The organism is Ferranicluibacter rubi (assembly GCF_011603255.1).
GTDB classification, from domain to species: domain Bacteria; phylum Pseudomonadota; class Alphaproteobacteria; order Rhizobiales; family Rhizobiaceae; genus Ferranicluibacter; species Ferranicluibacter rubi.
Genome location: NZ_JAANCM010000001.1, coordinates 429,872 through 454,935 on the forward strand (window position 1 = coordinate 429,872; position 25,064 = coordinate 454,935).

The following is a 25,064-nucleotide window of genomic DNA, read 5'->3' on the forward strand; positions in this document are numbered from 1 at the left end:
TGGTGGAGGCGACAGGGGAAGGTCAAGCCCCACGTCCCTTCGCCCCGCGTGCGGGGAGAAGGTGGCGGCAGCCGGATGAGGGGCTTGCTGCGCGTTCAGCGGGTGCGGTAGCCCCTCACCCTAACCCTCTCCCCGCATGCGGGGAGAGGGGACTTGGTTGGCGGATTTGGCTGCCGCTGAAGGCCCGAGAGCGTGTGCTGCGAGATGAGGATCTCGTTGAGGAGAAGTGTCAGGAGAGCTGCTTCTTCAGGGCGTAAAGCGCATCCATCGCCTCGCGCGGCGTCATGTCGTCCGGGTTGAGGCGCTTCAGCGCATCTTCCACCGCGGACGGCTTGGCGCGGGAGATCTCCTCGCGGCGGATGGCCACTTGGAACAGGGGGAGATCGTCGATCAGTTGGCTGGCCGGGTTCTTCCGGTCGGCGTCCTCCAGTTTCGCCAGCACGTCCTTTGCGCGTGCGACGACGGCTGCGGGCAGGCCGGCGAGACGGGCGACCTGGATGCCGTAGGAGCGATCGGCCGAACCCGGGCCGACCTCGTGCAGGAAGATCACGTCGCCGTCCCATTCCTTGACGCGCATGGTGACGTTGGACAGGCGTTTGAGCTTTTCCGAGAGAACAGTCAGCTCGTGAAAATGCGTGGCGAACAGGCCGCGGCAGCGATTGGCCTCGTGCAGATGCTCGACGGCCGCCCAGGCGATCGACAGGCCATCGAAGGTCGCGGTTCCCCGGCCGATCTCGTCGAGGATGACGAGCGAGCGGTCCGTCGCCTGGTTGAGGATGGCGGCCGTCTCGACCATTTCGACCATGAAGGTGGAGCGGCCGCGCGCGAGGTCGTCGGAGGCGCCGACGCGGGAAAACAGGCGATCGACCACGCCGATATGGGCGCTGGCGGCGGGCACGTAGGAGCCCATCTGCGCCATGATCGCGATCAGCGCGTTCTGGCGGAGAAACGTCGATTTACCGCCCATATTGGGGCCAGTCAGCAGCCACAAGGCGCCGTCTCCCTCCGGCGAGAGGGGCGAAAGATCGCAGGTATTGGCGACGAAGGCCGCGGAGGCCTGGCGGCGCAGCGCCTGCTCGACCACCGGATGCCGGCCACCGTCGATCGCGAACATCTTGGAGCTATCGACCGTCGGGCGGCGGTAATCCTGCTCCTCGGCCAGCACGGCAAGCCCGGCGGAAACGTCGAGGACGGCAAGGGCGAGCGCTGCCGCCTTGATCTGGTCTGCCGCGGCAATGACAGCTTCCACCATGCTGTCGAAGGCAGCAAGCTCAAGGCCAAGCGCCCGGTCGGCGGCGTTGGCGATCTTGGTTTCGAGATCGGCAAGCTCCGTGGTGGTGAAGCGCATGGCGTTGGCCATGGTCTGGCGGTGGATGAAGCGGGCCTTGGCACCCTCCCCCTCCGTCATCGGACCGGCATTTCCCGCGGTCACCTCGATGAAATAGCCGAGCACGTTGTTGTATTTGATCTTCAGCGACCGGATGCCGGTTTCCTCGGCGTAGCTCAGCTGCAGCGCGGCGATGACCCGGCGCGACTGGTCGCGAAGAGCGCGCATCTCGTCGAGCTCGGCGTGACAGCCGTCGCGCAGGAAGCCGCCATCGCGCTTCAGAAGCGGGAGATCGTCGGCCAGCATGCCGGCGAGCTTTTCGGAAAGCTCGGAAGGCAACGCGGCGAGCGCGGTGCGTGCAGCCTCCAGCTCCGGCGGCAGATCGGGCTGATCGATGAGCCGGGCGATGTCGGCACCGGTGCGAATGCCGATGAGCACGGCGCCGAGATCGCGCGGGCCGCCGCGGCCGAGCGAGAGACGCGACAGGGCGCGGGGCATGTCCGGCACATGCTTCAGCGCCGCGCGCAGATCGGCACAGAGCGCGGGCTGCGCGAGGATGGTGGCGATGGAATCGAGACGGGTGCGAATGCGCTCCGGATCGGTCAGCGGCGACATCAGCCGCTCGGCAAGGAGGCGCCCACCGCCGCCGGTCACCGTCCGGTCGAGCGCCCGCAGCAGAGACCCGTCCCGGCTGCCGGAGAGCGTCTTGACCAGTTCCAGGTTCGCCCGGGTGGCGGGATCGATGAAGAGGGTCGAGGCGGCGCTTTCGCGCTCGGGCGTGTCGAGCGGCGGGCGCTCGGCCAGCTGGGTCTTTTCGACATAGCCGACGGCGGCCGAGGCGGCGGCGAGCTCGGCGCGCGAGAACTGGCCGAAGCCATCGAGCGTCTTCACGCCGTAATAGCGGGCCAGGCGATTTTCCGCGGTGGCGCTATCGAACAGGATGGCCGGCTGCGGCACGGCGACGCGACCGATGACGTCGAGCACGGGCCGCATGTCTGGATCGTGGAACAGCGTGTCGGCCAGAATGAGTTCGCGCGGCTCGATGCGCAGGATATCGGCGAGAAGCCGCGTTTCCGTCGTTTCCGACAGCCGGAAGATGCCTGTGGAAATGTCGATCCAGGCAAGCGCAAAGGCGGGCTCGGCGCTGCCGCGCAGGCGGGCCATCGCCATAAGGTAGTTGCTCTCGGAGGCGACGAGCAGCTTTTCTTCCGTGATCGTGCCGGGCGTGACGAGACGCACCACGTCGCGCTTGACGACGGACTTGGAGCCGCGTTTGCGGGCCTCCGCCGGATCCTCGATCTGCTCGCACACGGCGACGCGGAAGCCGAGGCCGATGAGCTTCTGCAGGTAATCGTCGGCGGCGTGGATGGGCACGCCGCACATGGGAATGTCCTGGCCGAGATGCTGCCCGCGTTTCGTCAGAACGATCCCGAGTGCGCGCGAAGCTTCCAGCGCATCGTCGAAGAACAGCTCGTAGAAATCGCCCATCCGGTAAAACAGCAGGGAGCCCGGATTGTTGGCCTTGATCTCGATATACTGTTCCATCATCGGCGTCGCCTGCACGCGCACCTCCGGCGGCACGGAGGATGGCGCCGTCGTTGCTTCGGCCGGTGATGAAAAGTGTGTCGTCAAGATATACCAGATTTTGCTAAAAAAGCCGCGAGCCGGCCAAAAAGACAGTGTCACCCTAGCGAACGGCGTCTATAGAAGACAACAAGAAAGCGCGGCCGGGGGTGGCCGCCCACAGAAGCTTGAGGGATCCGAGGGAGCATCATCATGGCAAACGAACGCAAGGCCCGCGCAGGCGGAACAGCCGTCACGGATCAGGAAGCGCTGGATTTTCACTCGCAGGGACGTCCCGGCAAGCTGGAGATCACGCCGACGAAGCCCATGGCGACACAGCGCGATCTGTCGCTGGCCTATTCACCCGGCGTTGCCGTTCCCGTGAAGGCCATCGCGGCCGATCCGGCGACGGCCTATGACTATACGACGCGCGGCAACATGGTCGCCGTCATCTCCAACGGCACCGCCATTCTCGGCCTCGGCAATCTCGGCGCGCTGGCCTCCAAGCCGGTCATGGAAGGCAAGTCGGTCCTCTTCAAGCGGTTCGCGGACGTCGATTCCATCGACCTCGAGGTCGATACGGAAGATGCCGATACCTTCATCAACTGCGTGCGCTATCTCGGCCCCTCCTTCGGCGGCATCAACCTCGAGGATATCAAGGCGCCGGAGTGCTTCATCATCGAGCAGAAGCTGCGCGAGATCATGGACATTCCGGTGTTCCACGACGACCAGCACGGCACCGCGATCATCGCGACGGCCGGCCTGATCAACGCGCTGGAACTGACCGGCCGCGACCTGAAGACCACGCGCCTCGTCTGCAACGGCGCGGGTGCTGCGGCCATCGCCTGCGTGGAGCTGATCAAATCACTCGGCTTTGCACCCGAAAACGTCATCATGTGCGACACCAAGGGCGTGATCTACCAGGGCCGCACCGAAGGCATGAACCAGTGGAAGTCGGCCCACGCCGCCAAGACCGACCGGCGGACGCTGGAAGAGGCGATGGACGGCGCGGATGTCGTGCTCGGCCTGTCGCAGAAGGGCGCCTTCTCGGAAGCCATGATCCGCTCGATGGCACCCCGGCCGATCATCTTCGCCATGGCCAATCCCGACCCGGAAATCACGCCGGAAGAGGTAGCCTCCATTCGTGACGACGCGATCATGGCAACCGGGCGCTCGGACTATCCGAACCAGGTCAACAACGTGCTCTGTTTCCCCTACATGTTCCGCGGCGCGCTCGACGTGCGCGCTTCCACGATCAACGAAGAGATGAAGATCGCCGCGGCCCGGGCGCTGGCGAGCCTTGCCAAGGAAGACGTGCCGGACGACGTCGCGGCAGCCTATCAGGGCAACCGTCCGCGCTTCGGGGCTCAGTACATCATCCCCGTTCCCTTCGATCCGCGCCTGATCTCATCCATTCCGGTCGCCGTCGCCAAGGCGGCGATGGAGAGCGGCGTGGCGCAGAAGCCGATCACCGACCTTGCCGCCTATGGCCACCAGCTCTCGATGCGCCGCGACCCGATCGCCTCGACGCTGGCGCGGATCTACGAGCGCGTGCGGCTCGCGCCGAAGCGGATCGTCTTCACCGAGGGCGAGGAAGTGCCGATGATGCGCTCGGCCCTTGCCTATGCCAACCAGAAGCTCGGCACCGCGCTGCTGCTCGGCCGCGAGGACCGCATGCGCGAAACGGCGGCGCGCGAGGGCATCGATCTCGACCGCCCCGGGATCAAGCTCGTCAATGCGCGCATTTCCGATCGCACCGGCGCCTATACGGATTATCTCTATGCCCGCCTGCAGCGGGAGGGCTACCTCTTCCGCGATGCGCAGCGGCTGATCAACAATGACCGCAATCACTTCGCCGCCTGCATGGTCGCGCTGGGTGACGCCGACGGCATGGTGACGGGCATCACCCGCAACTATTCGACCGCGCTCGACGACGTCAGGCGCTGCATCGACGCCAAGCCCGGCCACCGGGTCATCGGCGTGTCGATCGCGCTCTGCCGGGGCCGCACGGTTCTGGTGGCGGATACGGCGGTGCACGACATGCCCTCGTCGGAAGAACTCGCCGACATCGCCGTGGAGGCCGCAGGCCTTGCCCGACGCCTCGGCTATGTGCCGCGCGTGGCGATGCTCGCCTATTCCACCTTCGGCCATCCGCAGGGTGAACGGTCGGAGCGGGTTCGCGAGGCGGTCAAGATCCTCGACCGGCGGCGCGTCGATTTCGAATATGACGGCGAAATGGCGGCCGATGTCGCGCTGAATATGAAGGTGATGGAGCAGTACCCGTTCTGCCGCCTGTCCGGCCCGGCAACCGTGCTCGTCATGCCGGCGTTCCACTCCGCGTCCATCTCGACCAAGATGCTGCAGGAACTCGGCGGCGCCACGATTATCGGCCCGCTGCTGGTCGGCCTCGACAAGTCCGTGCAGATCGTCTCGCTGACCGCCAAGGACTCCGAGATCGTCAACATGGCGGCACTGGCGGCTTATAACGCCGGGTAAAGGGCGATCGGGTCTGCCTGATATGTACGAAAACCGCCCTTCCCTGATTGGGGAGGGCTTGAGTGTTTTATGCTTCAGGCCTCGTGTGGAGGTTCATCGTCCCCCGGCATGCCGCGGCTCACATGAGCAACCCGTCAAGTTCGCGACCGTATCGGAGCGACCTTTTCGCCGTTTAGAGGGCGAAGCGGGTCGCGTCCGCGCCGTAGTAGTTGAGGTAGCGGCCGGCGATGTTGGTGATCGGCAGGACGACGAGAACGTCGGTCGTGCGGAAGGCCTCGTCCACCACGGCCCCGTCGCCGACCATGGCGCCGATGCGCAGATATCCCTTGATCAAGGGCGGCATGGCCGAGAGGGCGGCGCGGGCCTGGATGGCCTCGACAGGCATCAGGTCCATGACGCGGTAGAGTTCCGGCCGCGCCTTCACCTGCCACTCGCCGCTTGCCGGCACCGTGTGGTGCAGGAAGGACAGAGCCAGCGCGTGATGTTCGGGGACGGTACCGGGAAACGAGGCGCAGCCGAACATGGCGTCGATGCCGTGCTTCAGCGCATAGGCCCAGTTGCCCTGCCAGAGAAGCTCCACCGTGCGCTTGGTGCGATAGGAGGGCAGCACGCAGGAGCGGCCGAGTTCCATGAAGCGCTTGCCGGGGTGACGGGCGATCAGCGGGTCTACGAGAAATTCGGAGGCGGAATAGAAGCCCTCGGCAGCCGCCGCCACGTCCTGGCGCAGCAGCCTGTAGGTTCCCACGATCTGCGCCTCGGACTGGCCCGGCAGCGATGTGTCCAGCACCAGAAGATGGTCGCAGACGGCATCCCAGCCGTCGATATCGCGGCCGATCAAGGCGGCACCGGCCGGCACGCGGGCGCCCATCTCCTCGACGAACACCTTGTAGCGCAACGCCTGTGCGGCATCGATTTCGGAGGCCGTGCGGGCGATCCGGGTTTCAAGCGGCCCGATGCGACCGAGCACGTCGCTGGCCGGCGCCGTCTCGCGCGGCGGACGCGAACGGACGATAGTCGGGCTCGGTACGGGCACGGACATGGTGCGGAGAGCCGAAACGGATTCCAGAATTTCGATCGTCATCGCAGATTACCCCTAATCGCGAGCATGCGTCTGCACGTTGGCCGCGAACGCCTGGAAAAGACGACGGGCATTTTCCCGACATTTTCCGAATCGCACTCGGGCCGCGGTGGCAGTCCGCTTCCTGCAGGCCTTTAAGCATGTCACTGCAACAAGACCGTGACAAGGCTTACGGACCGATCCTTAGCCGGCGATCAATCGGGCGACCCGCTCGATCAGGGATTTGGGATCGGCGGGCTTTGCAAGGACGGCGTCCGCACCTGCCTCCAGCAGATCACGGTGCGTTTCGGGGCGACGATCCGACGTCTGTACGATGACGGGGAGCCGTGATGCGCCGTCCGTCAACCGTTCGGAGAGGCGTAGACGGCGCAGCATCGTCAGGCCGTCGCCATGGGGCATATTGAGGTCGGTGATCAGGATCTTCGGCGCCTGCCCCTCGCCCGCGGCATTTGACAGCCCGTGATCGAGGATATCGCCCATGGCGGCGAAATCGACGACGTGCCGCACGGTGTAACCGGCGCGCTCCAGCGTGCTGCGGAGGATTGCGGCATTGACCGGATCGTCCTCGCCGAGGAGCACGGTTTGCACGGCAAGCGGTACGGGTTCGCAAGAGGTTTCCACCACGTCCCTGAGGACCGGACGATTGTCGTTGATCGCATCGCGAACCTCGATGCCCTTCAGCTGCCCCTTGAGCACTGCCACCAGCGAGCGCTCCCGCAGGGGGCGGATCAGCCAGGCGTGGAAGCCGTCGGTCTGGTGCAGCGGCTGCTGGATGCGCTCTTCCGGATTGACCAGATAGGTTCTGCGCAGCGGCAAGGCTTCGAGGTCGGGCCTGTCGTCGCAGATCCGCCGGAAGAGGGCAGCACAGCGGTGATCGACGATGATGTCGGTGAGACGCTCCTCGCTACCCGCATCCATTGCGATCTTCAGAAAATGACTGGTCTGCTCGATGGTCGAGACGATGCGGCAGCGGCCGCCGAGCGTCTCGATCGTCGCGGCCAGCGCTTCGGAGGCGGGGCCTTTCGGCGCGACGAGGAGCACGCGGGAGGTGGCGAGCGTCCGGGTGCGGGCCGTGGCCAGCGGCGTTGGGGATGCCTTCAGGGGAAAGCGGATCTCGAAGATGCTGCCGATCCCAAGGCGGCTGGAGACGGTGATATCGCCCCCGAAGGCCCTGATGATCCGACGCGATATGGCAAGGCCGAGACCCGTTCCGCCGGCTTTCGAGGCGGTATCGCCGGCCTGCTCGAAGGCGTCGAAGATGCGGGACTGGTCGTCAGGGGTCATGCCCGGCCCCGTGTCGGTCACCCGCAGCACAAGTGCGCCCTGCTGCTCGGCGCAGCTGACGAGGACGCCGCCGGTCGTCGTGAACTTGACGGCGTTGCCCACCACGTTGAACAGGACCTGCTTCAGCCGAGGACCGTCGATCTGCAGCGTGTCCGGCACATCGGCGGCGATCGTGGAGGCGATCTCGATGCCCTTTGCATGAGCGCGATGCGATAGCATCTCCACGACGCTCTCGACCAGCGGCCGCAAGGCTTGGCGCGTCGGCCGCAGGGCAAACCGCCCGGCTTCCATAGAGGCGCAATCGAGGAGGTCGTCGACCAGTTGCACGAGATCGTGGCCGGACTGGCGCATGCCGGCGAGATAGTTCGCCTGCTGAGCGCTCAGCCGGGTCTGGTCGAGGAGATCGCTCATTCCGAGAATACCGGAGAGCGGCGTGCGGATCTCGTGGCTGACGGTTGCCAGCAGGTGGGATTTCGCTTGGCTTTCGGCCTCGACCCTCCGGAGCGCCGCCTCACTGCTACGCGCCGCGCTGACATTGTCGGTGATATCCCGCCCGACGCTGACGATACGCAGCGTGCCCGTGTCCGCCTCGCGTATCAGCACGTCATGCCAGTCGAAAGAGCGCAGGCCATCTGCGGTCGTGACCTCGACCGTATAGCGACCGGAGGTGCCGGCGGGCCGGAGTTCGAGCCCCAGCGCCTCGCAACGCTGTCCCTCGGGCTCCGGCGCTCCGGCCAAGGCCCGGAAGGTCTCGTTTGCCTCAAGAATAACGCCCCTGGCGTCGCGCAGGATCGCCATATCGCCAAGCGCATCGTGGATTGCGAACCGCGACATGCTGGCTTCGCGGGCTTCCCAGGCACGGTCGCCGGACCGTTCGAATGTTGCGCCGGTGCCGTGCCGGCTGCGGCGCCAGTCACTGACAAGAATGGCTGTTCCGGCGATACCCGCAATGGCAAGCCCGATAGGGAGCAGGAGGAGATTTTCTTCCAGACCGACCGCGACGATGGCAGCGGAGGCGAGAAGGCCGGCGCCGGCAATGGCCGGGCGAAAGGCGGAGACGCGGGTGGTGCCGGGGTTCGTTTCAGCGGCGCCATGCTCCGGAAAGGGCGTGCGTGGCGGGAGAACATCCGGCGCTGCGGTGTGCTGCGACAGTTTCCGTATGATCTCGCGCTGCAGTTTCGACGGCTCGCTCATGCGCGTTATCTATCACGCAGCCGTTGGAAATGATTTCAGGCGATCGTTCGCATTCTAACGATCGCGTTTTTTTGCCTGCAGGATTTCGTCCAGCACGATCGCGCCGGCCCCGACGGTGATGAAGGCATCGGCAAGGTTGAAGACGGCGAAGGACCATGTCTCGGTGTAGAACAGGATATAGTCGATCACATACCCATAGAGAAACCGGTCGACCAGATTGCCGAGCGCGCCGGCGATGATCATCGCGTAGCCGAGATGAGCAAAGAACCGGTCCTTCGGCGTCTTGCGCCAAAGCCAGAGCACGAAGCAAACCACGACGAGGCGCATGCCGACGATGAACCAGCCCTCCATGCCCGACAGCATGGAGAAGGCGACGCCGTAATTATAGACCCGATAGAGCGCCAGCATGGGGATGACGTGAACGGCCTCCTCCATCGGCAGGTAAGCCTCGACCGCCTGCTTGATCGCCTGATCGAGCAGGAGGGCGATGATGATGAAGATCGCGATCGGCCAGGGTCGTGAAAACAAGGTCGGACGGCGGTCGGGCGCGGCCGGCGAAAGAGGCGTCTGGCTTTCGGTCATCCGCGATCGTCCAGTGTCAGCAGGTGTCGACGGGCCTCGAAGAGCATGACGCCGGTCGCAATGGCGAGGTTGAGCGAATCCGCGCGTCCCGCCTGCGGAATGCGGGCAAGCTTGTCGGCCTTCGCTGCAAGCTCGTCCGGAAGGCCCGCCTGTTCGTTGCCCATGAGAACGACGACCGGGCGGGGGCGGTAATCGATCGTGCGGTAATCGACGGCACCGGCGAGATGCGTTCCCACAACCATGACGCCCGCCTGCTTCTGCCAGGCGAGAAACTCGGCCACGCTGGCGCGGAACACCGGCACGGCAAAGACCGAGCCCATGGTCGCGCGCACGGTTTCGAGCGAGAAGGGATCCGTCGTCTCGCCGATGAGGATGACACCGGAGACGCCGGCCGCATCCGCCGTGCGGATGATGGTGCCGAGATTGCCGGGATCACGCACCCTGTCGAGCGCCACATAGGTCTCGTTCGCGCGCGGTTTGATGTCCCTCAAGTTTCCGTAGCGCTGCTCGAACACGCCGACGACCATCTGCGGATTGTCGCGGCGGGTGACGGTGGCGATGACCTTTTCGCTGACCTCCAGCACGAGGCCGCCCCGGGCCACGGTGCGTGCGGCGATATCATCAACCGGCTTCTTGCCCTTGGCGGCCTTGGCATAAACCAGCGTGCGGATGGTCCAGCCGAGTTCGACCGCATCGATGACGAGCTTCAGCCCTTCGGCGATGAAGGTGCCGCTCTCGTCGCGCGCCTTCTTCTGCGTCAGCGCGCGGATGTCCTTGATGATCGGATTGGCGAGGCTCGTGACCTCCTTCACCTGCCCGACCCGGCCCTCGCCGCGTCCCACCTGTCCGCGCGGATTGCCATCGCTGTAATCGCTGCTCATTTCGGCACCCATCGGCTGAAGAGGGAGGTGGACAGCGCCCGGCCGGAGCCGGCCTCGCCATCCTGTTTCGACCCGGCGGATTCGCGCAGGATCAGCTCGCCGGACTCGACGACGCCCCCGCGGCCGCGCATGACTTCACGCATCAGCTCGTGGATCGAATAGAAGCTTGCCCGGATGGAATAGGCCGTCAGCACGAGACCGCGCGCATCGTCGGACAGGAGTTCGCGGCAGATATCGAGCATGCCGGAGAGATGATCGAAGAGGTGCCAGACCTCGCCGTTCGGACCACGGCCGAACTTCGGCGGGTCGGTGAGGATGATATCGTAGCGGCTGCCGCGGCGCTCCTCGCGCTGGATGAATTTCATGGCGTCGTCGCAGATCCAGCGGATCGGCAGGCTTTCGCCCCGGCCGAGCGCCTGGTTTTCGCGTCCCCAGCCGATGGCCTTCTTCGAGGCATCGACGTGTGTCACCTCCGCCCCGGCCTTCGCCGCGATCAGCGAGGCGACGCCGGTATAGCCGAAGAGGTTCAGCACCTTCAGTGGTCGTCCCGCATCCTCGACCTGCGTCTTCATCCAGCGCCAGTGCGCCAGTTGCTCCGGGAAGACGCCGACGTGGCGGAAGGAGGTGAAACGGCCGTAGAATTCGGCATCGAGCAGGCGCATCGGCCAGGTTTCGCCGAGCATTTCGCGCGGGAACCGCCAGCGGCCCATGCCGTCTTCATCGGTATCGCCGGTGAAGATCGCATCCGCGCGCTCCCAAAGCGGGGCTTGCGACTTCGGCCACAGAGCCTGCGCCTCGGGGCGAACGATCGTGTAGGGGCCGTATTGCTCGAGCTTGAGCGCGTCTCCACTGTCGACCAGGCGATAATCGGCCTCGCCTGCGGTTTCCAGAATGACGGGCACGCGCTCGGCGGGTTTGTCTCCGGTTCGCGGGCGCATGGTCACGGGCGCAAGCGCTTCCTGCCGGGGCTCAGACGGGGATGGGCGCGGCGAGGCCGGCTGCGGGCGGCTTGAGGAACGCTGTCCGTGCGGCTCCTGCGCTGCGGGCTTTGCCCCTGCCTTGAGAGGCGGCACAACGGCGGCATCCGACCGGGAGGGTCCGGCGAGCGGAGCGCTCGTGCGGGAGGGACCGGATTTCGGTGGCGCCTTGCCGGGCGATCGTCTCTGCTTGTCCTTCAAGGGGCGTCGTTTCCCGTTTCTTCAGCGTGTCGCGTGCAAATAGCACCGCAACTGCTCTTGGCAAAGTAGTTTCCACCCGTAGATTCCGGAGCACACTGCGGCAGGGCTCAGCGCCTGTCGTCGCAAAGCATGAGATCGAGGAGGATATCCATGGACATGACCGGTGAAGAGCGGATCTCCGCACCGCGCGACGCCGTCTGGGCAGCGCTCAACGATCCCGAGGTGCTCAAAGACTGCATTCCCGGCTGCACGCGCCTCGAATGGACCTCCCCGACGACGCTCGATGCGGTGGTCACCGTGAAGTTCGGCTTCATGTCGATGGCATTTTCGGGCGTCATCACGCTGTCGAACATGAACCCGCCCGAGAGCTACACGATTTCGGGTGAAGGCAAAGGCGGCCTTGCCGGATACGCGAAAGGCGGCGCGGATGTGCGGCTGGTGGAGGACGGCGACGAGACTATTCTACATTACGCCATCGTCGCGGATGTCTCCGGCAAGATCGCGTCGCTCGGATCGAAGCTCGTGCAATCCGGCGCAAACCGGATCGCGAGCCGCTTCTTTTCCGATTTCACCGCGGCCGCCAATGCAAAAGCGGCGGCCTGAGGATTATTTCTGCTGAGCAGCGATCATCGTCGGGGTCGAGCCCTGGAAGGCCGGGCGATCGGCCACAGGATTTGCTGCCTGGGCGGAAACGATCGCCTCCTGTTGCAGGCGGCGCTTTTCAGCTTCCGTGTGCCACTTCAGCGCTTCCTTCGCCTCGACGCGCGAGCGCTTGCGATACTTGCCCTGGCTGAACCAGACGGCAAAGGCGCCGATGACGAGGCCAAGGATGACAGCCAGGAACAGGAAGACGAAGAAGGGGCCGGAAATGGCCAGGACCGTGTCGGACGGGTCGAATGGATTGAAGCCCAGCGTGACCTGCTGCCGGTTGGCGACACAGAGGACGATGAGCACGATCCCGAGCGGAACGAGGACGACGATGTTCAGAATTTTACGCAGCATGCGAGCCGGTCTCCGCGTCTATCAAGGCTTGACGACAACATGGGCGGCAAACGTGCCGGGTCAAGATCAGATCGCCATGGACAAGGACGGCGACCGCGAGATCAGTCTTCGTCTTCCTCGTCCACATCCGCGTCGGAGCCCGGGTTCAGCCGCTCGCGCAGCTCCTTGCCGGTCTTGAAGAACGGCACCCATTTTTCCTCGACGAAGACGCTGTCGCCGGTGCGCGGGTTGCGACCCGAGCGGGACGGACGATTCTTGACGGAGAAGGCGCCGAAGCCGCGCAGCTCGACGCGGTTGCCCGCCGCCAGCGCATCCGTAATCTCGTCGAGAACGGCATTGACGATATTCTCGACATCGCGGTGGTAGAGGTGCGGATTTCGCGCCGCCACGATCTGCACCAGTTCCGACTTGATCACCCTCTGCCCCCTTTGACGACGTTCTTCGCGATACGCCCGTCATCCGCGGGCAACGATCAAGATCCATTCGCGAAACGGACACGCCTCAGGGCGGGTTGCCCCGCGCCCGGCGTCTCTCAATCGCGGCCAACCTGCCAAACGGAAACGAGACCGTCAAGAAACAACTTGTCCTGCGACAGATTTCCCGAAAACGGAAAACCGTCAAATCCCAACGATTTGGCGAAGATTGCGGCCAGCGAGCCCAGCCCGAAGGGCAGCGTGGTCTGCGGCTTTTCCCAATCGACGATCGGCAGGGTGTCGGCCACGTCCCGGCTCTTGAAATAGTCCCGGATCTCGCGTTCGCCGCCAAGTTCGTCGATAAGGTTCAGGCCGATCGCCTGCCGCCCTGTGAAAATGCGGCCATCGCCGAGACGTAGCGCTTCTTCGCGCGGGATCTCCCGGCGTTCGGCCACGAGATCGACGAACCAGGCGTAGCTGTCGTCGATCATCGACTGGATGACGGCCTTTGCCGCATCGCTCGGCGGATGGAACGGCGACGGCTCGGCCTTCAGCGGTGCAGACTTGATCTCCTCGAGCGACACGCCGAGCTTGTCGAGCAGCGTCTTGACCTGCGGATACTGGAAGAGGACGCCGATGGAGCCGGTGATGGAGGTGTCGCCGGCGATGATCCGGTCGCCAGCCAGCGCCACCATGTAGCCAGCGGACGCGGCCAGCGTGCGGACGTCGGACACGACCGGCTTCTTCTCCGCGACCTTGCGGATCGCATCGTAGAGCGTCTCGCCGCCGAAGGTGGAGCCGCCGGGCGAATTGATGCTGACGATCAGGCCCTTGACCTGATCGGCCTTGGCAATGCGGTCGAGCCGTTCGATCAGCTCGCGATCATCGAGAATAACGCCGGAGATGGTGACACGCGCGACCTGGCTTGCGCCGAGCACGCCCGAGCGCGACTGCGCGATGGCGACATAGGCACCGATGGCGACGAGCACGATGAGGCCGATCGCCACGAGGCGCCAGAAACCAAGCTTGCGACGAAGCTGCCGCCGATCGACGAATGCGAGAGGATCCATTCCACATTTCCCTGTTCAGCGCGCAGCAGGACAAGCCGGCACCGTCTGTTTCGACGATGACTCCTACTGCATAAACGCGGGGACAGGTATCGGCGCGCGCGTAAAAATTCCATCGCCATCGAGAGCCGGTGATGATGTTTCAGATAAGATCGATTGACGCTTGCCCGGTGCAGCGACAAAGAATTTCAAGCCTCCATTGTATGGCGACATAAAAATCTCCATATTCCGCATTCTTGACACCATCGCTGACGCAGCACGGACCTCGACTTCGTCATCGCCCCTGGATTTACGGAACCGCTCATGGCGAACGATGTGCATTTTCCCGGCGCCCTGCCGCATACGGGGCCGACGGTCAACGACGCCTATGAACGGGCGGCGCGGCATTCGCGCCGGGTCAAGCGGCTGAAGATCGTCCTGCCGATCGTCGCCGTCGTCATCGCCGTGATCTTCGCTGCCGTCTCCATCGTGCGCACCATGTTGCCGGAGGAACTGCATATCGAGAACGCGACGATCGAGAACGGCAAGATCGTCATGCAGAATCCCGCAATTTCCGGGCGCAACAAGCAGGATATCAGCTATTCGATGAAGGCCGAGCGGGCGCTGCAGGACATCGCCAATCCGGATCTCATCACGCTCGAGAAGATCCACGCGGAAATGCCGGTCAACGACAAGACGATCGCGACCGTGGATGCAACGAGCGGGCTTTACGACCGCGGCGGCAATACGCTCGATATGAACGCTCCCTTTACCATCTCCATGAACAATGGCGTCATCGCCGATTTCCAGTCCGCCTATCTGGATATCAATGCGGGCGAGATGCAAAGCAAGAAGCCGATCGCCATCCGGATGTCCGGTGGGTCGATTGTTGCGCAAGAGATGAGAATGACGGATAAAGGGCGGGTTATTTCCTTTGAAGGCATGGTGAAGGTCGTCGTCGAGCCGAGCACCATTCGCAAGAACGCAAATTAGGATCCGGTGCCATCCATGTCGACCCTCCATGCCTCCTTCCCCCGCCGCAGCCTTTCTCTCGCGGGCATCCTCGCGTCTTCGCTGGCCTGTCTCTGCCTGACCATCGCCCCGGCGTCTGCCCAGCAGAAAAGCCGGATGAACGGCATGAAGCTGTCCAACGACCAGCCGATCCAGATCGAGAGCGACAAGCTGGAGATCAAGGATCCTGAGAGCAAGGCGATCTTCACCGGCAACGTGAAGGTCGTGCAGGGCGCGACGACACTGCAGGCGGGCAGCATGGTCGTCTACTACAAGTCCGGCGGCGGCTCGATTTCGGGCGGCAATGCCGAGATCGACCGGATCGAGGTCGACAACAAGGTCTTCCTGCAATCCGGCACGCAGCAGGCGACGGCCGATAGCGGCCAGTTCAACATGGCGGCGCAGACGCTGGTGCTGAAGGGCAAGCAGGTCGTGCTGTCGGAAGGCAAGAACGTCTTCAGCGGCTGCCAGCTCAATGTGCAGATGGAGACCGGAGAGGCACAGCTGGACTCCTGTGGCGGCCGCGTCCAGATCCAGCTCGATCCGAAATCCCAGAAGACCAACTGACGCAGCCCCAGATCGTGAACATTTCCTTCAAGCGCAAGCGCGGCGCCGAGCCGGCCGACACCTCCCATGCCAAGGATCCCGGCACCGCCGTCTTCGATGACCGGTCGCCCGAGGATAAGGCACGCTACGACGGCACGTTGATCGCGCGTGGCCTGACCAAGAGCTATCGCGACCGCAGGGTGGTGAACGGCGTTTCCCTCGTCGTGCGACGTGGCGAGGCCGTCGGCCTGCTGGGGCCGAACGGCGCCGGCAAGACGACCTGCTTCTACATGATCACCGGCCTCGTCCCCGTCGATGAGGGCTCCATCGAGATCAACGGCAACGACGTCACGTCCATGCCGATGTATCGACGGGCGCGGCTCGGCGTCGGCTACCTGCCGCAGGAAGCCTCGATTTTCCGCGGGCTTTCGGTCGAGGACAACATTCGTGCCGTGCTGGAGCTGCACGAGCCCAAGCGCGCGACGCAGGACGCCAAGCTGAATGCGTTGCTCGACGAATTCAACATCACGCATCTGCGCAAGGCTGCGGCGATCTCGCTGTCGGGCGGCGAACGGCGTCGGCTGGAAATCGCACGCGCGCTGGCGACCGACCCGACCTTCATGCTGCTCGACGAGCCCTTTGCGGGCGTCGATCCCATTTCGGTCGCGGACATTCAGGCGCTCGTGCGCCACCTCACCTCGCGCGGCATCGGCGTGCTCATCACGGACCACAACGTCCGCGAGACGCTGGGCCTCATCGACCGTGCCTACATCATCCATGCGGGCGAGGTGCTGACCCACGGGCGCGCCAACGACATCGTCAACAATCCGGACGTGCGCCGGCTCTATCTCGGCGATAATTTCAGTCTGTAGGATATTTCTGCCTGTAGGACCGGGAGCGCCGAGAAGGCCGGGCATGTATCATGCGCCGGCCAGACGCGCGGCGCATCTCTCCCCTTGACGTTGCCGGGGGATTGCGCGACGTTCGACCATCGATGCCGCGGGGGCGGCGCCACCGGAAAGATGCGCTTCCATCCCTTGGCGATGCCCTGACATCCTTAATGGTTAGTAAGCGGTATCGAAGGTCGTGGAGCATGGCGGATCATGCTGCCTCTCTCATCTGCCGTTTCATCCGGCATCATGCTTTCCCCAGCGGCAACCTTATCAAATTTACGACAGCCGCTTGACCAAACCTCTGTAATAAGCAATTTTCGGGCCAGTTGACAAAGCGGGCTGAAATTTCGCGTCAGAGCGAGCAGTGTGCCGGATATCCGGAACTTTGCGCGTCGTCCTTCACGACACCGAGATGGCTCCGCAGCTTTGCGCTGATGCAGTGGTCGCGATGCCGTTTCCGGTCTTGAGATGTCTGCGGTAGGGGAGTTTTGCGTTCATGGCACTTTCGGCCAGCCTGTATCTGCGCCAGTCCCAGACCCTGGCTATGACGCCGCAGCTGATGCAGTCGATCCAGCTGTTGCAGATGACGCATTTCGAGCTGACGCAGTTCATCGAGCAGGAGGTCGAGAAGAACCCCCTCCTCGAATTCGTCTCCGAAGCCGACCAGCCGGGCGAAAGTACCCGCGAGGACATGCCGTCCGAAGGCAGTGACGGCGAGGATTTTTCCGGCCTGACCGACGTCTACGACGGCACGACGCGCGACGATTCCCTGCGCATGAGCGAGACGCTGGACGCCAATTTCGAGAACGTTTTCCCGGACGACACCTCCCCCCAGCGCGCCGATGCGCCGGAGCTGCTCAGCCAGTGGAAATCCATGTCCGGCGGGGGAGACGGGGAGACCAGCGAGGGCTACGATCTCGAGGATTTCGTCGCCAACCGGCTGACCTTGCGCGACGTGCTGAACGAGCAGCTGATCCTCAGCATTCACGGTGCCCGCGATCGGCTGATCGCCCAGGCGCTGATCGACCAGCTCGATGATGCGGGCTATCTGCACGCCGACACGGCTGAAACGGCCGACCAGCTCGGCTGCACGGTGCGCGATGTCGAGGCGGTGCTTGCCACCCTGCAACGCTTCGATCCGCCCGGCGTTTTCGCCCGAAGCCTCAGCGAATGTCTCGCGATCCAGCTGCGCCAGAAGAACCGGCTGGACCCGGCGATGTCGGCCCTGATCGGCAATCTGGAACTGCTCGCGCGGCGGGATTTCGCGACGCTGAAGAAGCTCTGCGGCGTCGATGAAGAAGATCTGATCGACATGCTCGGCGAGATCCGCAAGCTCGACCCGAAGCCGGGCACGAGCTTCGAGTTGACGCCCTGCGAGGCGATCGTGCCGGATATCGTCGTGCGTGCCGCACCCGACGGCACCTGGGCCGTAGAGCTCAATCCGGAGACGCTGCCACGCGTGCTCGTCAACCAAGTCTACTACACAACGGTTTCGCGGCATGCGCCGAAGAACAGCGGCGACCACGCCTTCCTGTCGGAGTGCCTGCAGACCGCCAACTGGCTGACCCGCAGCCTCGACCAGCGCGCCAAGACCATCATGAAGGTGGCGACCGAGATCGTGCGCCAGCAGGACGCCTTCCTCGTCAACGGCGTCGATCACCTGCGGCCGCTCAACCTCAAGACCATCGCCGATGCGATCAAGATGCACGAGTCGACCGTCAGCCGCGTGACCTCCAACAAGTACATGCTGACGCCGCGCGGTCTGTTCGAGCTGAAATATTTCTTCACCGTCTCGATCGGCTCGGCAGAGGGCGGAGACGGGCATTCGGCGGAATCGGTTCGCCACCGTATCCGCAACATGATCGTGCTCGAAAGCCCGGAGGCTGTGCTGTCGGACGACGACATCGTGGAGATCCTGAAGAAGGGCGGCGTCGATCTCGCCCGCCGGACGGTCGCAAAATATCGTGAAGCGATGAACATCCCCTCATCCGTACAGCGCCGGCGCGAAAAACGCGCCATGGCAAAGGTTTCCGCCTAACCGACGAGACCGGCCGGGTGCACTGCAGCACCGACAACACGCAATGGATGTTAAGCTTTCATTGACATTTGGCGGCAGCCCGCTTATAGGGCGCGCCGACAGTCATGAACGATGGGCTCCTTTTTCTCCTCCCCTGACATCGCCGATCACGTGCAAAGTGAAAACGGCTGCGTGAAAGGCTTGGAGGTAGAAGGCGCTTGGAATAAACTGGACACGCAAATCATGAAAGAGAGGAAACTCCATGAATGTGCGTGTATCCGGTAAACATATGGAAATCGGCGAGAGCTTTCGTCTTCGAATCGAGGACCAGATCACTCAGGCGGTCACCAAGTATTTCGACGGAGGGTATTCGAGCCAGGTCACGGTGGTGAAGTCGGGACCGCGTTTCAGCGCGGACTGCATGATCCATCTCGACACGGGTGCTACGTTGCATGCAAACGGCGAGGCTTCGGAGCCGCAGGCCGCATTCGACGCAGCATCGGAACGGATCTCAAAGCGCATTCGTCGGTACAAGCGCAGGCTGAAGGATCACCACAATGGCAGTGGTCATGCCGGCCTCGAAGTCGCCTACACCGTGATGGACTCGGTGCCGGACGAAGAGGACGAACTGCCGGAGGATTACGCACCGACGATCGTTGCGGAAAGCTCCAAGCAAATCCGGACCATGTCGGTGGCGAATGCCGTCATGGCGCTCGACATGACGGACAATCCGGTGCTGATGTTCCGCAATCCCGGCAATGACGAACTCAACATCGTCTATCGCCGGACGGACGGGAATATCGGCTGGATCGACGCCGCCAGCATGAAGAGCTGACGCATAAGGACGGAGCGCTGCTTCGGGATTGCCTCTATAGAGCGACCGGACGGCGCATGAAACAGAGACCGGGCCTGCCCGGGACGCTTCGTCCCGAGGCAGACGGTCAAGACAAGCGAGGCGGCGCGCGAGGAGCGGCCGCCTCGTTGATCGACGGTGAATGGCAGGCACGGGGATGAGGCCTGTCGAGCATCGAGGGAAATGGGCCGCAGGGCCGGCACGTCGTGCCGCCCGACGCGACCCTGTCAACAAGGTAAGACAAAATGGCATTGGCAGGTCTGCTGCAGCAAGATGCGATATTTCCGACCCTTCGGGTCCAGTCCAAGAAGCAACTGCTTCAGGAACTGGCCATCAAGGCTTCCAAGCTGACCGGCCTGCCCGAGCGCGAGATCTTCGACGTCATTCTGCAACGCGAGCGGCTGGGCTCGACGGGCGTCGGTAACGGTATCGCCATTCCGCACGGCAAGCTGCCCGGCGTCACCGCCATCGTCGGCATTTTCGCGCGGCTGGAAACGCCCGTAGATTTCGAAGCGCTTGATGACCAGCCGGTCGATCTCGTCTTCCTGCTGCTCGCCCCGGAAGGTGCTGGCGCCGACCATCTGAAGGCGCTGTCGCGCATTGCCCGCGTGCTACGCGACCCCGACATGGTCGCACGCCTGCGCGGCACCGAGTCCGCCTCAGCCATCTACACCTTCCTCAGCGACGACCAGACCTCCAACGCGGCCTGATTTCAACTCGGTTTGAGCGGATCTTTTCCGTCAATCCTGCACGTTGATATCGACAGCGTCCGGCTCCGGGTGAATACTCTCGTTCGACAACGGGAGACGAGAGTGGATGACGGGAACGGGTTCGGGACGATTGGCGGGCAAGATTGCCCTGATCAGCGGCGGTGCCGGCGGCTGCGGCCTTGCGGCATCGGAGCTCTTTGCTCAGGAGGGCGCGAAGGTCGGCATCGTCGATCTGCCGTCGAGCCGCGGTGAAGAGGTTGCCGCGGGCATTCGTGCCGCCGGTGGCGAGGCGATCTTCGCGCCCGCCGATGTTTCCGTCTCGCGCGACGTGACGGCAGCCGTCAAGGCCGTGGAAGCAGCCTTCGGAGCCATTACCGTCCTCTTCAATCATGCCGGCATTCTGGCCGTCGGGCCGTTTCTCGAAACGGAAGAGGACGAGTGGGACCGGCTGATGGCGGTCAATGTCCGCTCCATGTTCCTGATGACCAAGGCCGTGCTGCCGGGCATGATCGTAGCCGGTGGCGGCAGCATCGTCTCGACCTCCTCGATTTCGGCCGTGGCCGCAACGCCGATGGAAGTGCTCTACGACACGACGAAGGGCGCCTGCCATATGTTCGCCCGCGCCATCGCGGTGGAGTTCCGCGACCGCAATATCCGCTCCAACGCCGTCTGCCCAGGCTTCATCGCCACCGACCATGGCAAGCGCGAACTGGTCGGCCTTGCCAAATACGGCATCGACGTTTCGGATGCGGCCATCGCCGCACAGCAAGGGCGCCTCTGCGAGCCGATCGAGGTGGCGCGTGCCGCCCTGTTTCTCGCGAGCGATGAGGCGAGCTTCATCAATGGCACCCACTTGTTCGTCGACAATGGCTTTACCGCCGTCTGAGGGGACCCGTCATGGACACGACGATATCACGGCAGGCCGGTGGCCTCTGGCGCAACTGGGTCGGAAACCAAGCCTGCATCGTGCGGGCCCGCGGTGCCCCCGGAAGCGAGGCGGAACTGTCGGAGATGGTGCGGGCGGCAGCGGCCGAGGGGATGGCCGTCCGTTGTGCCGGCTCCGGTCACTCCTTCACGCCCGTGGCGCTGACCAGCGGCCTGCACCTGACGCTCTCGGGCATGCAGGGCGTGACCGGCATCGACCGGGCGCGCAAACGGGTTTCCGTTTCGGCAGGGACCACCATCAATGCGCTCGGCAAGGTGCTGAAGGAAAACGGCCTCTCACTGATCAACCAAGGCGACATCGACAGCCAGGCGCTGGCCGGCGCTCTGACGACTGGCACGCATGGCACGGGCGCGACGCTCGGCAACATGGCCTCGCAGATCGTCGGCATGCGGATCGTCCAGCCGGATGGCAGCATTCTGATTGCGGACGAAAGCAATCCGGATCTGCTGAACGCCGCGCGCGTTTCCATCGGCATGCTGGGCGTGATCTCGGAGATCACCTTGCAGGCGATGGACAGCTACCGCCTGCACGAAAAGCTCTGGCGCTGCAGTTTCGACGAGTGCATGGAGAGCCATGACGAACTGGCCGCGAAACACCGGCATTTCGGTTTCTTCTGGTGCCCCGTGCCCGAAAGCCGGCACTGCTACTGCCTGCCGGACACCGCCTCGGTCTCGACCACGCAGAGCCTCTCCGACGTCTGCGAGATGAAGGTCATCGACATCACGGACGCCGAACCGATGGAGCGGGGGTTCGAGAAGATTGCCTATTCCTCGGAAATCTATCCGATCGAATATGTGCCGAACTTTCACGAGCTGGAATATGCCGTGCCGGTGCGGCATGGCAAAGAGGCATGCCGGGCGGTGCGCGAGCTGATGCTCACCAAGCACCCGACCTGCATCTACCCGATCGAATACCGCTTCACGGCCGGCGATCCCGGCTGGATCAGTCCGTTCTTCGAACAGGATTCGATCACCCTCTCCGTCTCCGGCGAGCCGGGTACGGACTACTGGGCGTATCTGTCGGATGTCGATGCGATCCTGCGGCAGTTCGGCTCGCGGCCGCACTGGGGAAAGCTGCATTTTCTGACGGGTGACGACGTGACGGCGCTCTATCCCCGTGCAGGAGACTTCCGCGCCTTGCGGGAGAAACTTGATCCCGGCGGCGTATTTCTAAACGACCACCTGCGGCAGCTGTTCGGATAGACCAAACAGCGGCAACGGAGCGCTATCTCGATAGCGCGGGCAAGACCGGAAGCCGGAGAGGTTGCTTACCCTCCCCGGCCTCCGTCGATTGTCAGTTGGCCGAGGCTTCGCCTTCGGCAACGACGACCTTCGGGCCGCCCTTGGCGACGCCCACCATGGCGGGACGCAGAACGCGCTCGCCGATCGTAAAGCCGGCCTGGACGACCTGAACGACCGTGTTGTGGGGCACGTCCGGGTTCGGGATTTCGAACATGGCCTGATGGAAGTTCGGATCGAACTTCTGGCCTTCGGGCTCGAGCTTGCGAACGCCGTGGCGCTCAAGTGTCGAGAGCATGGACCGCTCGGTCAGCTCGACACCTTCGATCAGGGTGCTGAGGCCCGCATCGGCACCGGCCCGCACGTCGGCCGGAATGGCATCCAGCGCACGACGGAGATTGTCGGACACGGCCAGCATGTCGCGGGCAAAGCCTGCCACGGAGTAGGACTTGGCGTCCTTGACTTCGCGCTCGGTGCGACGGCGCAGATTGTCCATGTCGGCGGCCAGCCGCATATAGCGATCACGGAAATCGGCCGCTTCGGCGCGCGCGGCCTCCAGCTCTTCGGCTTCGGCCTGAGCCGCCTCATCGGCGTCTTCAAACATGTCGTGCACATCTGCCTCGGCCGGCGTGACGATGTCTTCCGCCCGCTTGCTGGCTTCGGCACCGTGTTTGTTTGTTTCGTCGGTCATGACGTCTCCGCATTCAGGATCGTTTCGGGAATTTGATGCCGATATCGAGGTTCGGGCGCCAAAAATCAAGGGTCGTTGCGCCCGATCGCCCGCCGCCCCGGGCATCGTCGGGGTCGGCTATCGTGAAAGGCGCGACATGAGCTGTGCCGTATAGTCCACCATCGGCACGATCCGCGCGTAATTCAGCCGCGTAGGGCCGATGACGCCGACCGCGCCGATGATCCGGTCGTCACCATCCTTATAGGGCGCGACGATGAGCGACGAGCCGGACAGCGAGAACAGCTTGTTCTCCGATCCGATGAAAATTCGCACGCCCGGCCCGGTTTCCGCAAGACTGAGAAGCTCGATCATACTGTCCTTCTTCTCAAGGTCATCGAACAGCATGCGCAGCCGATCGATATCCTCCGCGCCGGCAAGACCTTCGAGAAGATTGGCACGGCCGCGCACGATCAGCTGGGTCGGGCTCTTGTCGTCGGCATCGCCGCCGGACCAGCTGGCAAGGCCACGCTCGACCAGATCCTGCGACAGGACGTCGAGTTCGGTGCGGACCGTCTCCTTGACCTTCTGTAGCTGTCCGCGCACCTCGGCAAGCGTTTGGCCGGCCAGATGCGCATTCAGGAAATTCGCCGCTTCCGTCAGCTGCGAACTCGTGACGCCGGCGGGCAGCTCGATGATGCGGTTTTCCACCTGATCGTGCTCGCCGACCAGCACCGCCAAGGCCTTGGTGGGGGCAAGGCGCATGAATTCGACATGCTTGAGCACAGGATCGTTCTTCGCCGTGATGACGAGGCCGGCACCGCGCGACATGCCGGACAGGACCTGGCTTGCTACGTTGAACAATTGCTCCACCGGCTGGTCCCGGTCGCTCCGCCGCACCTGGCGGTCGATCGAGGCGCGGTCTTCTGCCGAGAGATTGCCGACCTGCATGAAGGCGTCCACAAAGAAGCGCAGCCCGATCTGCGTCGGCAGACGCCCGGCGCTGACATGCGGCGAGTAGATGAGGCCCAGCTCCTCGAGGTCGCTCATGACATTGCGCACCGAGGCCGGCGAAAGCGACATCGGGAGAAGCCTCGACAGGCTGCGGGAGCCCAGCGGCTCGCCGCTGTCCAGATAGCTTTCAACGATGCGGCGGAAGACCTCGCCGGAGCGCTCGTCGAGGGCCGAGAGCCTGTCGCGCATTGCCGATGTCAGCGCCGCCGTGTCGGCGGATCGTTCCTTTTGTACCATAACCGAAATATAGTGAGAGGCCGTCGGATCGACAAAGGGAAAATTGGCGTTGAGGCACCTCAGAGCGACTTTGACGACCCTATTTCGCTCCTCGTATTTCCTTTGCGCGACAACATAGGCTAGAAGGCACGCAACCTTAAGACCTAGGAGTCCACGATGCGGCCGTCCGGCAGAAAAACAGATCAGATGCGCAAGGTCACCTTCGAGCGCAACGTCTCCAAGCATGCCGAAGGCTCCTGCCTGGTCAAGTTTGGCGATACGCATGTGCTGTGCACGGCGAGCCTTGAAGAAAAGACGCCGCCATGGCTGCGCAACAGCGGCAAGGGCTGGGTAACAGCGGAATACGGCATGCTGCCGCGCGCGACCGGCGACCGTATGAAGCGCGAAGCCGCAACCGGCAAGCAGAGCGGCCGCACGCAGGAAATCCAGCGCCTCATCGGCCGCTCGCTCCGCTCGGTCGTCGACCTGCAGGCGCTCGGCGAACGCCAGATCTCGCTCGATTGCGACGTGATCCAGGCCGATGGCGGCACCCGCACGGCATCCATCACCGGCGCATGGATCGCGCTGCACGACTGCCTGAAGTGGATGGAAGCACGCAATATGACGAAGGTCGAGCGTGTGCTGAAGGATCACGTCGCGGCGATTTCCTGCGGCATCTTTGCCGATCAGGCCGTGATCGATCTCGATTATCTGGAAGATAGCGCCGCCGAGACGGATGCGAACTTCGTCATGACCGGCTCCGGCGGCATCGTCGAAATTCAGGGCACGGCCGAAGGTAAGCCTTTCTCCGAAGCCGAATTCGCGAGCCTGATGGGTCTGGCGAAGAACGGCATCTCCGAGCTGGTCGCCCTGCAGAAGCAGACGATCGCTTAAGAACGGAGGCCAAGC

Annotated in this window: 22 protein-coding genes; 11 read left to right on the forward strand and 11 right to left on the reverse strand. The window is 63.9% G+C overall.

The window, feature by feature from the left end; genetic code table 11:
* Positions 1–229: 229 nt before the first annotated feature.
* Positions 230–2,908, reverse strand: coding sequence for a DNA mismatch repair protein MutS (mutS, locus tag G8E10_RS02015; RefSeq protein ID WP_343289688.1), 2,679 nt, complete (start codon positions 2,906–2,908; stop codon positions 230–232).
* Positions 2,909–3,103: 195 nt separating this feature from the next.
* Here mutS and G8E10_RS02020 point away from each other — a divergent pair, with 195 nt between their 5' ends.
* The gene (locus G8E10_RS02020; RefSeq protein WP_167126369.1) at positions 3,104–5,386 is read left to right on the forward strand and encodes an NADP-dependent malic enzyme; all 2,283 of its coding nucleotides are present in this window, start codon (positions 3,104–3,106) and stop codon (positions 5,384–5,386) included.
* Positions 5,387–5,558: 172 nt separating this feature from the next.
* Here G8E10_RS02020 and olsB read toward each other — a convergent pair whose 3' ends face one another.
* The 5 genes from olsB to G8E10_RS02045 form a co-directional block, all read right to left on the reverse strand.
* A complete protein-coding gene (gene olsB, locus G8E10_RS02025; RefSeq protein WP_281517393.1) occupies positions 5,559–6,425 on the reverse strand; it encodes a l-ornithine N(alpha)-acyltransferase in 867 nt (288 codons plus the stop codon).
* A gap of 222 nt (positions 6,426–6,647) precedes the next feature.
* Entirely contained in the window at positions 6,648–8,942 is a 2,295-nt protein-coding gene (locus tag G8E10_RS02030; protein ID WP_167126375.1) for a hybrid sensor histidine kinase/response regulator, read from the reverse strand.
* A 54-nt stretch (positions 8,943–8,996) separates the two neighbouring features.
* Positions 8,997–9,524, reverse strand: a complete 528-nt coding sequence (gene lspA, locus G8E10_RS02035; RefSeq protein WP_110800276.1) for a signal peptidase II — start codon at positions 9,522–9,524, stop codon at positions 8,997–8,999.
* Positions 9,521–10,405: a TrmH family RNA methyltransferase gene (locus tag G8E10_RS02040; protein WP_167126378.1), complete on the reverse strand. Its 885-nt coding sequence runs from the start codon at positions 10,403–10,405 to the stop codon at positions 9,521–9,523. Before G8E10_RS02040 ends, lspA begins: the two co-directional genes overlap by 4 nt.
* A complete protein-coding gene (locus tag G8E10_RS02045; protein WP_425530811.1) occupies positions 10,402–11,478 on the reverse strand; it encodes a class I SAM-dependent methyltransferase in 1,077 nt (358 codons plus the stop codon). Before G8E10_RS02045 ends, G8E10_RS02040 begins: the two co-directional genes overlap by 4 nt.
* Before the next feature lie 255 nt (positions 11,479–11,733).
* On the opposite strand from G8E10_RS02045, the gene G8E10_RS02050 reads away from it, so the two are divergent.
* Entirely contained in the window at positions 11,734–12,186 is a 453-nt protein-coding gene (locus G8E10_RS02050) for an SRPBCC family protein (protein WP_167126384.1), read from the forward strand.
* A gap of 3 nt (positions 12,187–12,189) precedes the next feature.
* On the opposite strand, the gene G8E10_RS02055 is transcribed toward G8E10_RS02050, so the two are convergent.
* The 3 genes from G8E10_RS02055 to sppA form a co-directional block, all read right to left on the reverse strand.
* Positions 12,190–12,585, reverse strand: coding sequence for a DUF1049 domain-containing protein (locus G8E10_RS02055; protein ID WP_245420032.1), 396 nt, complete (start codon positions 12,583–12,585; stop codon positions 12,190–12,192).
* 101 nt (positions 12,586–12,686) lie between these two features.
* Positions 12,687–13,001 carry an integration host factor subunit beta gene (locus tag G8E10_RS02060; RefSeq protein WP_092931772.1) on the reverse strand — a complete coding sequence of 105 codons (315 nt, stop codon included), beginning with the start codon at positions 12,999–13,001 and terminating at the stop codon, positions 12,687–12,689.
* A 116-nt stretch (positions 13,002–13,117) separates the two neighbouring features.
* A complete protein-coding gene (gene sppA / locus G8E10_RS02065) occupies positions 13,118–14,068 on the reverse strand; it encodes a signal peptide peptidase SppA (protein ID WP_167126387.1) in 951 nt (316 codons plus the stop codon).
* 300 nt (positions 14,069–14,368) lie between these two features.
* Here sppA and lptC point away from each other — a divergent pair, with 300 nt between their 5' ends.
* The 8 genes from lptC (at position 14,369) to G8E10_RS02105 (ending at position 22,222) form a co-directional block, all read left to right on the forward strand.
* Positions 14,369–15,037 carry an LPS export ABC transporter periplasmic protein LptC gene (gene lptC / locus G8E10_RS02070; RefSeq protein ID WP_110800282.1) on the forward strand — a complete coding sequence of 223 codons (669 nt, stop codon included), beginning with the start codon at positions 14,369–14,371 and terminating at the stop codon, positions 15,035–15,037.
* A gap of 15 nt (positions 15,038–15,052) precedes the next feature.
* Positions 15,053–15,622: an LptA/OstA family protein gene (locus G8E10_RS02075; protein ID WP_110800283.1), complete on the forward strand. Its 570-nt coding sequence runs from the start codon at positions 15,053–15,055 to the stop codon at positions 15,620–15,622.
* Between the two features lie 137 nt (positions 15,623–15,759).
* Positions 15,760–16,473, forward strand: coding sequence for an LPS export ABC transporter ATP-binding protein (lptB, locus tag G8E10_RS02080; protein WP_110800611.1), 714 nt, complete (start codon positions 15,760–15,762; stop codon positions 16,471–16,473).
* Between the two features lie 517 nt (positions 16,474–16,990).
* Positions 16,991–18,532 carry an RNA polymerase factor sigma-54 gene (rpoN, locus tag G8E10_RS02085; protein WP_167126391.1) on the forward strand — a complete coding sequence of 514 codons (1,542 nt, stop codon included), beginning with the start codon at positions 16,991–16,993 and terminating at the stop codon, positions 18,530–18,532.
* 241 nt (positions 18,533–18,773) lie between these two features.
* Positions 18,774–19,346 (forward strand): ribosome hibernation-promoting factor, HPF/YfiA family, encoded by a 573-nt coding sequence (hpf, locus tag G8E10_RS02090; RefSeq protein ID WP_110800285.1) that lies wholly within the window; start codon positions 18,774–18,776, stop codon positions 19,344–19,346.
* 263 nt (positions 19,347–19,609) lie between these two features.
* Positions 19,610–20,074, forward strand: coding sequence for a PTS IIA-like nitrogen regulatory protein PtsN (gene ptsN, locus G8E10_RS02095; RefSeq protein WP_062595280.1), 465 nt, complete (start codon positions 19,610–19,612; stop codon positions 20,072–20,074).
* Between the two features lie 106 nt (positions 20,075–20,180).
* Positions 20,181–20,960, forward strand: a complete 780-nt coding sequence (locus G8E10_RS02100) for an SDR family NAD(P)-dependent oxidoreductase (protein ID WP_167126395.1) — start codon at positions 20,181–20,183, stop codon at positions 20,958–20,960.
* 11 nt (positions 20,961–20,971) lie between these two features.
* Positions 20,972–22,222, forward strand: a complete 1,251-nt coding sequence (locus G8E10_RS02105) for a D-arabinono-1,4-lactone oxidase (RefSeq protein ID WP_167126398.1) — start codon at positions 20,972–20,974, stop codon at positions 22,220–22,222.
* Positions 22,223–22,313: 91 nt separating this feature from the next.
* Here G8E10_RS02105 and grpE read toward each other — a convergent pair whose 3' ends face one another.
* Positions 22,314–23,054 (reverse strand): nucleotide exchange factor GrpE, encoded by a 741-nt coding sequence (grpE, locus tag G8E10_RS02110; protein WP_425530809.1) that lies wholly within the window; start codon positions 23,052–23,054, stop codon positions 22,314–22,316.
* 12 nt (positions 23,055–23,066) lie between these two features.
* Complete coding sequence (hrcA, locus tag G8E10_RS02115; RefSeq protein WP_110727298.1) at positions 23,067–24,128, reverse strand: heat-inducible transcriptional repressor HrcA; 1,062 nt, start codon at positions 24,126–24,128, stop codon at positions 23,067–23,069.
* A gap of 204 nt (positions 24,129–24,332) precedes the next feature.
* Between hrcA and rph the strand changes: the two genes are divergently transcribed.
* A complete protein-coding gene (gene rph / locus G8E10_RS02120) occupies positions 24,333–25,049 on the forward strand; it encodes a ribonuclease PH (protein ID WP_110727299.1) in 717 nt (238 codons plus the stop codon).
* The last annotated feature ends 15 nt before the right edge of the window (positions 25,050–25,064 follow it).